The 11,342-nt window shown below is 63.9% G+C and carries 8 protein-coding genes; 4 read left to right on the top strand and 4 right to left on the bottom strand.

What is annotated here, in order from left to right; genetic code table 11:
• Nucleotides 1-538: 538 nt before the first annotated feature.
• A complete protein-coding gene (locus AC13HB_RS04315) occupies nucleotides 539-2,797 on the top strand; it encodes a S9 family peptidase (protein ID WP_482948495.1) in 2,259 nt (752 codons plus the stop codon).
• A gap of 119 nt (nucleotides 2,798-2,916) precedes the next feature.
• Here the strand turns inward: AC13HB_RS04315 and AC13HB_RS04310 are convergent, their stop codons facing one another.
• The 4 genes from AC13HB_RS04310 to AC13HB_RS04295 all read right to left on the bottom strand — a co-directional run bounded on the left by AC13HB_RS04310 (nucleotide 2,917) and on the right by AC13HB_RS04295 (nucleotide 6,331).
• On the bottom strand, nucleotides 2,917-3,642 hold the full coding sequence (locus AC13HB_RS04310) for a M48 family metallopeptidase (protein ID WP_482948494.1): 726 nt from the start codon (nucleotides 3,640-3,642) through the stop codon (nucleotides 2,917-2,919).
• Nucleotides 3,639-4,112 (bottom strand): GAF domain-containing protein, encoded by a 474-nt coding sequence (locus tag AC13HB_RS04305; protein WP_482948493.1) that lies wholly within the window; start codon nucleotides 4,110-4,112, stop codon nucleotides 3,639-3,641. The genes AC13HB_RS04310 and AC13HB_RS04305 overlap by 4 nt, the downstream gene beginning before the upstream one ends.
• A gap of 75 nt (nucleotides 4,113-4,187) precedes the next feature.
• Nucleotides 4,188-5,219, bottom strand: coding sequence for an SDH family Clp fold serine proteinase (locus tag AC13HB_RS04300; protein WP_482948492.1), 1,032 nt, complete (start codon nucleotides 5,217-5,219; stop codon nucleotides 4,188-4,190).
• 218 nt (nucleotides 5,220-5,437) lie between these two features.
• Nucleotides 5,438-6,331 carry a S1/P1 nuclease gene (locus AC13HB_RS04295; RefSeq protein ID WP_482948491.1) on the bottom strand — a complete coding sequence of 298 codons (894 nt, stop codon included), beginning with the start codon at nucleotides 6,329-6,331 and terminating at the stop codon, nucleotides 5,438-5,440.
• Nucleotides 6,332-6,606: 275 nt separating this feature from the next.
• Here AC13HB_RS04295 and AC13HB_RS04290 point away from each other — a divergent pair, with 275 nt between their 5' ends.
• From AC13HB_RS04290 to AC13HB_RS04280, 3 genes are read left to right on the top strand one after another with little or no spacing between them, the layout of a single operon-like run.
• A complete protein-coding gene (locus AC13HB_RS04290) occupies nucleotides 6,607-7,152 on the top strand; it encodes a TetR/AcrR family transcriptional regulator (protein WP_482948490.1) in 546 nt (181 codons plus the stop codon).
• Nucleotides 7,149-8,225 carry an efflux RND transporter periplasmic adaptor subunit gene (locus AC13HB_RS04285; RefSeq protein WP_482948489.1) on the top strand — a complete coding sequence of 359 codons (1,077 nt, stop codon included), beginning with the start codon at nucleotides 7,149-7,151 and terminating at the stop codon, nucleotides 8,223-8,225. Before AC13HB_RS04290 ends, AC13HB_RS04285 begins: the two co-directional genes overlap by 4 nt.
• Nucleotides 8,222-11,317, top strand: coding sequence for an efflux RND transporter permease subunit (locus tag AC13HB_RS04280; protein WP_482948488.1), 3,096 nt, complete (start codon nucleotides 8,222-8,224; stop codon nucleotides 11,315-11,317). Before AC13HB_RS04285 ends, AC13HB_RS04280 begins: the two co-directional genes overlap by 4 nt.
• Nucleotides 11,318-11,342 lie beyond the last annotated feature (25 nt).

The raw sequence follows: 11,342 nt of genomic DNA, 5'->3' as shown, positions 1-11,342 counted from the left end.
ACTGTCTGTCCAGACCGGTTTCGAGAGGGAGCCCGTGAGGGCTCCAGTAAATCTCCGTGTGCAGGATGTCCCTGATGTCACTCACACTTATAGCAACACTCCGGCATCAGCCGGCATCCTGCACCCCTCATACCGCCAGGCGGAAACGCCGTGGCGCTATCGGTGTTTCGTCCTCCCCCGCCGGGGGAGGTGTCCCGAAGGGACGGAGGGGGATGGTGCAGGATGAAGCGCCGAATACCCCCATCGACCCGCGGCCTTGCCGCGGCCCACTTCCCCCGGCGGGGGAAGACGAAAGAGGCACTGGAAAGCGCGACTGCGCGCCGGCCCTTATGGGCCGCCCCATCGGAGGCGTCCGCGAAGCGGACTGCCGTGAGATCGAACAGATTCCCCCCCATCGACCCGCGGCCTTGCCGCGGCCCACTTCCCCCGGCGGGGGAAGAAAGACAGTCTTCCCTCATAATCAATTGCAGCAAGTTTACTGGTACGTCAGGGCTGATCCGTTTAGTTCAATCGCCGTAATCAGATCGGGGAGTGTTCCATGCGTATTCCTGCCGTTGGTCTTGCGGCCAGCCTTGCCTCCTTTGTGGTGTTTTCCGGGGTTTCCACATCGGCCGGGCACGCGCAGGACACGGCGCCCATCCCGGTCGAGCGCATATTCGGCTCGCCCTCCCTGAGCGGTCCCTCCCCGCGTTCGCTGACCTTTTCTCCGGACGGCAGCCGGGTGACTTTCCTGCGGCCCAAGGACGAGGATGCGGGCGTGCTGGATCTCTGGGCGATGGATATCGACGGAGGTGAACCCTACCGCCTCGTCGACAGCCGCGTGCTCGCCCCGGAAGAGCGCGCCCTGTCGGAAGCCGAGCGCCAGCTGCGCGAGCGCGCCCGCATTCGGGGTTCCGGGATTGTGCGCTACGACTGGGACAGCCAGGGCGAAGCGATCCTCGTCCCGCTCGACGGCGACGTCTTCCGTGTCGATGTCGAGACCGGCGAAGCGCGCCGCCTGATGGAGACGCCGGAATACGAGACCGATGCGCGCATCTCCCCGCAGGGCAATTTCGTGTCCTTCATCCGCGAGCAGAATCTTTACGTCACCGACCTGGAAACCGGCGAGGAACGTCCGGTCACGCGTGACGGCCGCGGCCTGCTCTCCTGGGGTATGGCGGAATTCGTCGCCCAGGAAGAACTGGACCGGTCGACCGGATACTGGTGGTCGCCCGACGAGCGCTTCATCGCCATCGCACGGGTCGACGAAACGCCCGTCGACAATGTCCCGCGCATGGAGATCGATGCCGACGGCTCGGCCCGCGTCGTCGACCAGCGCTACCCGCGCGCCGGTACGGACAATGCCAAGGTAGAGCTTTTCATCGTCGAGCTGGCGACAGGCGAATTCCGCCAGGTCGAGCTCGCCGAAACGGACGACATCTATCTGGCCCGCGTGAACTGGGCGCAGGACAGCAGCCGCGCCTATGTCCAGGTCCTCAACCGCGCCCAGACCCGTCTCGACATCCTCGCCGCCGATCCGGCAAGCGGCGATGCGGACATCTGGCTTACCGAAACGACGGATGTCTGGATCAATCTGACGAATGACTTCCGCGCCCTCGACGACGGCAGCGTCCTCTGGACCAGCGAGGACACGCCCGGGGGCTTTCGCCACATCCAGCACCGTGCAGCCGATGGCAGCCTGATCGCGCAGGTCACTTCGGGCGAGTGGGTCGTCTCGGAAATCGATGCCGTCGATCGCGAAGCCGGTCTCGTCTATTTCACGGGCTGGATGGAGACGCCGCTGGAAAGCCATCTCTATGCCGTGCCGCTGGACGGGTCTTCGGAGCCGGTCCGCGTGACGGAAGGTCAAGGCCGCTGGTCGGCGAATTTCAATGCCGGCGCCACCGTTTTCATCGGCCGTTATTCCGATCCGGAAACCCCGCCGCAGACCGCGCTCTACGCCGCCGACGGCTCGCGCATTCGCTGGATCGAGGAAAACCGTCTCGATGAGACGCATCCCTATTTCGCGTATCTCGACGATCACATCACGCCGCAGTACGGCACGCTGACCGCAGCCGACGGGACCGAGCTGCACTACCAGGTCTTCCTGCCGGCGGATTTCGATCCGTCGCGGCAATATCCCGCCGTCCAGTATCTTTACGGCGGACCGCACTCCCAGCGGGTCCATCGCGGCTGGCAGTCCCTGCGCGCCCAGATGTTCGCCCAGCGCGGCTATGTCTATTTCACCATCGACAATCGCGGCTCCTGGAATCGCGGCCGCGATTTCGAAGCCCCGCTGCGGCACGCCATGGGCTCGGTCGAGGTGGAGGACCAGCTCGCCGGTCTGGACTATCTGAAAAGCCTCGACTTCGTCGATGAAGACCGCGTCGGCATCTGGGGCTGGTCCTATGGCGGCTATATGACGCTGATGACCACGCTGCAGGCGCCGGGGGCCTATGCCGCCGGCGTCGCAGGTGCGCCGGTCACCGACTGGGCGCTCTACGACACGGCTTATACCGAGCGCTATATGGGCCATCCCGAGGAGAATGCGGACGGCTACGAAGCTTCCTCCGTCTTCGCCCATCTCGAGAATTACGAGACGCCGCTCCTGCTGATCCACGGCATGGCGGACGATAATGTCATCTTCGCCAATTCGGTCCGGCTCTTTGCCGAGCTTCAGGCCAGGCGCGAACAGTTCGAGATGATGACCTATCCCGGTCAGCGTCACGGCGTGCGCGGCGAGGACCGCCAGATCCAGATGTGGACGATGATCCTGGATTACTTCGATCGCATGCTGGGCGAGGCGGAGGAGGATTAGGTCCTTCCCCTCGACGGGGAAGGTGACCCGAAGGGCCGGAAGGGGTGAAACGCGGAGCGTTCCTTTTTGGTGAAGTCACCCACTCCACCTCGCCCATCAAGGGCGAGGACCGTCTGGCCCTAAAACGCCACCCAGCGATGCGCTTCGTCGCGCATGCGCTGCCGGCGGGGCTTCCAGTCGGGCATGAGCTGCTCGACCACGGCCCAGTAGGCGGGCGAATGATTGACCTCGACGAGATGGGCCGCTTCATGGGCGCAAACATAGTCGATCAGCGCTTCGGGAAAGCCCATCAGCCGCCAGTTGAGCCGGATCGTTCCGTCCGGGGCGCACGAGCCCCAGCGGCGTTTCTGGTCACGGATGACGACCTTGGCCACGGACCGATCGAGCGCGGCAGCGTAGGCTTGGACCTTGGGCGCCATGAGCGCCAGTCCCTCGCGCTTGAAATACCGCATCAGCGCCGATTTCAGCGTCCGCTCGCGCAGGGCACCATCGAGCGCCGGATCGACCGTCATGACGAGGCGACCGGCTTCGTGACGGACGCGCGTCCGCACGCCGCGCTCCTCGATTTCGAGGCGGAGGTCGCCACCGAGCCAGGGAATGATTTCGCCGCTCCGGAAGGCCAATGAGCGCGGTTCGGGCCGGTCCGCCCATTTGTCCAGCTTGTCGAGAATCCAGCGCGACTTCTCGCAGAGCGCCTCCTCGACGTGACCGAGACTGGCGCGCTGCGGCGCCGTGACGGAAAGGCCGTCATGGGAAACCGAAAAACCGATCGTGCGGCGGCGGCTGCGCTTGAAGCTGTATGCGACCGGGCGGCCGTCCAGAAGGATGGTCCGCCTCTCGCTCATGCGATGGTCAGCAGCTCGTCGCAAATGGCTTCCAGGCCGGCCTGGTCGTCCGTGTCGAAGGCGCCGAATTCGGTCGAGTCGATATCGAGGACCGCGGCGAGTTTGCCCTCCGCATCGCGGACCGGGACGACGATCTCGGAGTTCGACCGGCTGTCGCAGGCGATGTGATCGGGAAAGGCATGCACGTCCTCGACCAGCTGGGTTTCGCCGGTCTGCGCGGCCGCGCCGCACACGCCCTTGCCGAAGGGAATGCGCAGACAGCCCATCGTTCCCTGATACGGCCCCACGACGAGCTCTCGCGGCTTGTCGGGATCGACGATGTAGAATCCGGTCCAGAAGAAGCGTTCTCCGAACATCTCGCGCAGCAGGCAGGCCGCCGTCGCATAGCGCGCCGTCACCGATGTTTCCCCGGCGATCACGGAGGCGATCTGCTTGCGCACGTCTTCATAGAGTTCGGTCTTGCTGGTCATGCTCGGGCCCTTCCTTGCGGTCGCGCACAGATTGGGTGTGCCCGCCTCCGGTTCAAGGACGCAATGCAGTCGGACTCAGAAACGCAGCCCGCCTCGCAATGATTGCCGAATGGCGTGCTCAAGCACCTGTTCGGCCCCTTCCGGATCGTCGCGTGGCTGCGGCGCGTCGCTACCCTGCTCGCCGTCCTCGTGTTCGAGACGGGTATTGATCATGCGGATGCGGGCATCGACCAGGCCGTAGATTTCGGACGGGATCTTCGTCGTCACATTCATCCCCAGCTCCTTCGCCTCTTCCGGCGAAATGGCCTGGCTGTGCGACAGAGTGCCGGAGGAAAGGTGGTCGGCGAGGAAATGCTCGGGCCGGCTGCCGTCACGGTGGGCCGGATTGACGATCTCCCGCGCCACCTTGGAGGCATAGCGATCGTACTTCTCCGCTTCGTGAGCCAGCATGACCAGAACGTCCTGCGTCGCCAGCGCGCCTTTCTGCTCGAGCAGATCCTTGTAGGCCTCGGTCGGAAAACCGCCATAGACGGTATCGATCGGACCCAGCGACGCCGTCCCGTCGAGACCGACCTGGTCGGCCGCGAGCGCGATCATCGTCCCGCCGGACATGGCGACATAAGGCACATAGGCGATCACCCTCGGCGCCTTGCGCGGATTGTAGTGGCCTTTCGCCTTGCCGATATGGTGCTTCAGGGCGAGCGCGATCATGTGCGCCGGACGGGCATATCCGCCCAGCGTATGCAGCACGACGACGATACGCGTCCGCTCATTGGCCTGACGGATGGAGGCGACGGCCTCGAAGGCCTCGTCGAAGGCGATCTGCTGCTGGGCGCTGTCCCGACCGACGAAATCGTCGCCCAGGTCGTGAATGAGATCGATCAGGATGGTATTCCCGCTCTCGATCTTCTTGCGGAATTTCTTGTATTCGGCACTGGCCGCCTTGTAATCGAGCGCACGCTTGCGGCGAAGCTTGGTGATCTGCTCGACATCATGGGTGAAGCGCTGACGATTGGCCCAGACCGCCATGCCGACAACCAGCACTGCCGTAAGCGCAACCCCGCCGGCCGCTGCCATCAGAGTGGAATTGTCGAAACCTTCGATCACCCGGAATCCCCCTCGCCGCGCTCCCCGCGCGACGCTCCGGGTAATATTAGCCTGCGTTAACCATAGGACAAGCGATTGCGGGGACGCGGTCTCGCAAGGCCCTGGAGTTGTGCCCCATTGATCACAGCCGCGATTATCAGCTTATCCCCGCTCAGCAGAATGCCGCTACGCTGGCCAGCATCATGGAGCGAGCCGGTACGAAATACTCAGCGCATACCCTAGCCCGTCGCGTCGGCCGGCTCGTCGTCATCGGCCATCTCCGCATCGCGAACGATACGGTTCAGCAGACCGGCGAGACGGACGCCGCCCTGCTTGAGCTGGTCGCGGTTCGTGCGGAGAGAGCGCTGGTAATAGGCCTCGCCGGGCTCGATGGTCTCGTCGGCACTGGCCCAGTAATAGGCAAAGTCGCGCGAGCGGACGATGTCATGGCTCTGCTGGGCCCAGGCGATCGGATCGAGCGGCGCATACACCGTCACGCCGTCGAGCGGGATTTCCGCGGCGAGCGCATCGGCGAGATACTGCCAGCGGTCCTCTTCCGGTGCCCAGGGCCATTCCTCGCTCATATGGTCGAGCAGGATCTCACTATCCCAGACCCGGTGGAGATTGGTGCGGCGCTCGCCGCGCCAGAGCACCGGAATGTCATTGCCGCCACGGTCGCCCTCGATGGAAACATGCAGGGGTTGATGAATATCGCCGAGCCAGTGGGCCAGGAATTTGAGCGCCTCCAGGCGCTCCTCGTCCGACTGCGCCGGATCGGCGAATACGCCCGCATGCAGATCGATCGCCTCGGTAATGCAGCCATTGTCGGCGCAATCTTCCGGGTCGATATGCGGGTCGTCGCGACGCTGATTGATGTAGTGCCAGGGGGCCGTATGGCGATGCGTCGTACCGCGCACCTGATCGGCCCAGGAACAGACATCCCGGAAGTGGTCGAACTGCGCGTCCCGGGCGACCAGACGGTCGATTTCTGCGCGCGCATCATCAGTCAACAGCCGGTAGGCGAGATCGCAGACGATGCGGTGTCCGTCCCGGCCATAGGCCTGCGCCGGAGATACGGAAAGGAAAGCAGCAGCAAAACCCGCTGCGACAGCGATACGGAACAGGGCGGTCATGACAGTCTCCCGGTCGGCCGGGAGCGCCCGCGCCCCCGTTCAACCGCTGTCTAGGCGACCGTTGAACCACGCTCTACAATCCTCTGCGAGCACTATTCAAAGCTCACAACCATCAGATGCAATTCAGGATTTTTGTGTCTGAATTGTCATCCCCGAGACCCTCAGAATCTTACGCCTCATTGCGCAAAGCAAGCAGCACTATACCGTCCGGACGGTATTGACTGTACCGTCTGGACGGTTTATGTGCGGCGCAACATTTCAGGCATCCGGCACCCATGAGCAAACCATCCACAAGAGACACCATCCTTGATGCCGCGACCGACGTCGTGGCCCTGGACGGCGCGAAACAACTGACGATCGACGCCGTCGCCGCGAAAAGCGGCGTTTCGAAAGGCGGCGTGCTCTATCACTTCCCCAACAAGGTCGCGCTGCTGCAGGGCATGGTCGATCGTGTCATCGCCGAGGTCATCGACGATGTTCAAAAGGCAAGACTCACGGCCACGGAAGCCGGCGAGCCCGTCCTGCCGCGCGTCATCGATGCCCTGTTCGAGCGCATCGATACCAATGACAGTGTATCCGGCGGACTGCTCGCGGCCTCGGTCGAGCATCGCGACCTGCTTGGTCCGGCCCGCGAGGCCATCAGCGGGCTGTTCCAGCAGCTCGCGAACGAGGCACCGGATCCGATCCAGGCACAGATCATCCTGCTCGCGCTCGACGGCCTGAAAATGACGTCCCTCCTCGGCATCAGTCATGTCGATCCCAACCAGATCACCGCCATCCGCCAGAGAATGATCGCGATGGCCCGGGAGCCTTACGCATGAAACGCCTGTTTCTGACCGCCACGACCGCCATCCTCGTCCTTGCGGCGGCCTGCTCCGAAGCACCACCGGAAGTGGAGGCTCCGCCGCGGCTCGTCCAGCTGGGCGAGGTCGAAGGCCTGCGCGAGCAGACACGCTATGAGTTCGTCGGCCGGGTGGAAGCCCGCCAGTCGGTCGACATGGCGTTCCAGGTGGCAGGACAATTGGCAGATTTGCCCGTAAGCGACGGACAGCGCGTCATGGAGGGCGATCTCGTTGCACAGCTCGATCTGGAAGACTTCCAGCGGGCCGAACGCGAAGCCCGAGTGCAGCTTCAGCAAGCGCAGACCGAGCTCGAGCGCCAGCAAACCCTGCACGAACGCGGAATCGCCTCCCAGGCCGCGCTCGACACGGCTCAGACCAATTACGATTTGCGGGCCGTCGCGCTGGAGACCGCCCGTCGCAATCTGGGCTATGCCACACTGACCGCGCCCTTCGACGGCCTGGTCAGCCGCCGGTTGATCGACAACTACACTATCGTCTCGCCCGGCCAGCCGGTGCTGCGTATCCAGGATATCGGCGAGCTGCGCGTATCCGTACCGCTCTCCGAAGACATGGTCGCGACCTTCGATCGCGATAACCTCGTCTCCCTCGAAGCGAGCTTTGCCTTCCTGCCCGGACAGACCCTTTCGCTTGAGCCGCGCGAACTCGTCGCCGAGCCGGATGCTGCCTCCCGCACCTATCGGGCCGTGGCGGCACTGCCGGACAATATACCGGCCAATGTCCTGCCCGGCATGACCGCGTCGGTCACCGCGCAATTCCGCCGCAGCGAGCCGGTCAGCGCCGATGTCCGCGTTCCCGTCACAGCGATTTCCGAGCAGCCCGACGGAACGACGACGGTCTGGGTCTATGATGCGGACGCCGGAACCGTCGCATCCAGGACGGTCCGCACGGGCGAAATCATAGGTCACCATGTTGTCATCACCGAGGGTGTGACGTCCGGCGAAGCCATCGTCACGGCAGGGGTGTCTGCCCTCTATGACGGCATGCGGGTGCGTCCGCTCGACGACCGCCAGCGCTTCGGGACTCCCCAATGAGCCTGCAGCAGTCCAGCGCCGTCTCCCTTGCCCGCCTGTCCATCGAAAAGCCGGTCCTGACCTGGCTGGTCATCCTCTTCTGCGCGCTGGGCGGCTTGCATGGGTTTACCAATGTGGGGCGGCTCGAAGACCCGGCCTTCACCATCAAGCAGGCCATCATCTTCACGCCGTATCCCGGCGCGACCGCGGAAGAGGTCGAACAGGAAGTCACGGAACGCCTCGAGATCGCCATCCAGCAAATGGGGCAGATCGACCTGATCACCTCGGAATCCTCACCCGGCATTTCAGAGATCCATGTCGAGATCCAGGACATCTATGGCGGCGACGAGCTGACCGATGTCTGGACCGAGCTGCGCGCGAAGATCCGCGACACGGTCGCATCTCTCCCGCCCGGCGCCGGGGCTCCCAATGTGATCGACGATTTCGGCGATACCTACGGGATTTTCTACGCCGTCACGGCAGACGGGTATTCGGACGACCGGATACGCGACGTCGCCCGCATGCTGCGCCGCGAATTGCTGACCGTCGAGGATGTCGCGAAGGTGAGCGTCGAGGGGGAGCCGGAAGAGCGCATCTATATCGAGATACCCCAGGAAAATCTTGCTCGTCTGGGACTGTCCTACGACAATCTCCTGGCCGAGCTCGGCCGTGAAAATGCCGTGGTGACTCCGGGCTCCACACCGCTGGGCGGCCGCTATGTCCGCATCGACCTGCCGCAGACGCTGGGAGGGGTCGATACCATCCGGAACCTGCTGATAACGCCGCGCAATGACGGACAATCGATCCGGCTTTCGGACATTGCCAGCGTGACGCGCGCGCCACTCGAGCGGCCACGCCAATTCATCTATCACAACAATGTCCGCGCCTTCACACTGGGCATCGCCGGACGCCCCTCGGCCAATATCGTCGATGTCGGACATGCGGTAGAGGCCCATCTCGCCGGGCTCGAGGCCAATCTTCCGGCGGGCGTGGAACTGCACCCGATCTACCAGCAACACGAAGTCGTCGACACCGCGATCAATTCCTTCCTTTTCAGCCTGGCGCTGTCGGTGGGTATCGTGGTGGGCGTGCTCTGCATCTTCATGGGGTGGCGAGCCGGGCTGACTGTGGGGTCCGCCCTCTTCCTTACCGTTTCGGGCACCATCTTCTTCATGAATCTCTGGGCCATCGAGATGGAGCGCATCTCGCTCGGCGCTCTGATCATCGCCATGGGCATGCTGGTCGACAATGCGATCGTGGTGGCCGAGGGCATGCTGACCGGCGTGATGCGCGGCAAACCCCGTCTCCAGGCGGCAGAGGAAGCCGTCACCACGACGCAATGGCCGCTTCTGGGGGCCACGGTCATCGGCATCCTGGCCTTCGCCGGGATCGGTCTGTCGCCGGACTCGACCGGCGAATTCCTGTTCTCCCTGTTCGCGGTGATCGCGATTTCGCTTCTCCTGAGCTGGGTCATAGCCGTGACCGTCGTGCCGATGGTCGGCTTCCACCTCTTCTCTGCACAGCGCAAGCAGGCGCAGGAGCAGGACGATACACAGCAGGACGCCGCGATCTATTCCGGCCGCATGTTCGCCTTCTATCGCGGGCTGCTCGGCACGGCCCTGCATCGACGCTGGCTCGTAGTTGCGGGCCTGATCGCGGTGACCATCACCTGCTATGCCGGCTTCGGCTCGGTGAAGAACGCCTTCTTCCCGGCTGCCAATACGCCGATGTTCTACGTCAATGTCCTGCACCCGCAAGGCACGGACATCCTCACAACCGACGCGACCTTGCGCGAAATCGGAAGCTTCGTCGCGGAACAGCCTGAAACGACCGATTTCGACACTTTCGTCGGTGCCGGCGCGACGCGCTTCATGCTGACCTATAATGCCGAACAGCCGAACACCGCCTACGGACAGCTGATCATTCAGACGTCACACCGCGACCAGATTCCCGACCTCTCCGAGCGTATTCTCGCCCATGTGCGCGACAATTTCCCGGACGTGGAGGTACGCGTGGACCGGATCGTCTTCGGTCCGCCGTCCGGCGCGCAGCTGGAAGCGCGCTTCATGGGGCCGGATGCCGACATTCTCCGAACGCTTGCCGACCAGGCCATCACAGCGCTGCACGAGCGCGGCAATGTCATCGACCTGCGAACAGACTGGCGCAACCGGACGCCGGCCATGCGGCCAGTGCTCAATGAAGGCCGCGCCCAGACCATCGGCGTGACGCGAGAGAATATCGCCAATGCACTGCAATTCGCGACCGAGGGCTCGCAGGTCGGAGTCTATCGCGAAGGCGAGGAACTGATCCCTATCATTGCCCGCGCGCCTGCCCGCGAGCGCGCCGGCGATACCTATCTGTCGGACCGGCTGGTCTGGAGCCCCAGCCAGAATGCCTACATCCCGATCGACCAGGTCGTCTCCCATTTCGCCGTCGAGTTCGAGGACGTGCTCATCCAGCGGCGGGACCGCTTGCGCACCATATCCGTGCGCGCCAATCCCCTGCCCGGCGAAACTGCGGCAGAGGGGTTCGAGCGCTTCCGGCCGATCATCGAATCCATCGAGCTGCCGCGCGGCTATGGGCTGGAATGGGGGGGCGAATACGAAGCCTCCATGGATGCCAATGCCTCTCTCGGCAGCAAGCTTCCGCTCACCTTCATTGCCATGCTGACCATCTCCTTCCTGCTGTTCGCGAAGGTCCGGCAGCCGCTTATCATCTGGGCCGTCGTCCCGATGGCGGTGAACGGCGTGGTGATCGGCCTGCTGGCGACCAATATCGCCTTCTCCTTCACCGCCCTGCTCGGCCTGCTCTCCCTCTCCGGCATGCTGATCAAGAATGCGATCGTGCTGGTCGACGAGATCGATATGCGGATCGTCGCCGGAGCGGAGCGGTTCGCGGCGGTCAGGGACGGCTCGGTCAGCCGCCTTCGCCCCGTACTCCTTGCGGCCACCACCACCATACTGGGCATGACGCCGCTGCTCTGGGACGCCTTCTTCCAGGGCATGGCGATCACGATTATTGGCGGCCTGGCCTTCGCGACCGTCCTGACCATGATCGCGGTGCCGGTGCTCTACGCGCTCTTCTTCAACATCAAACGGCCGCAAGCCGCTTGACCCGGACGCGGCGGCGGGCAAGCCT

It is taken from the genome of Maricaulis sp. B-26, assembly GCF_056857855.1.
The sequence above is the reverse complement of the archived record's forward strand: the minus strand, read 5'-3'. Positions and strand labels throughout refer to the sequence as shown.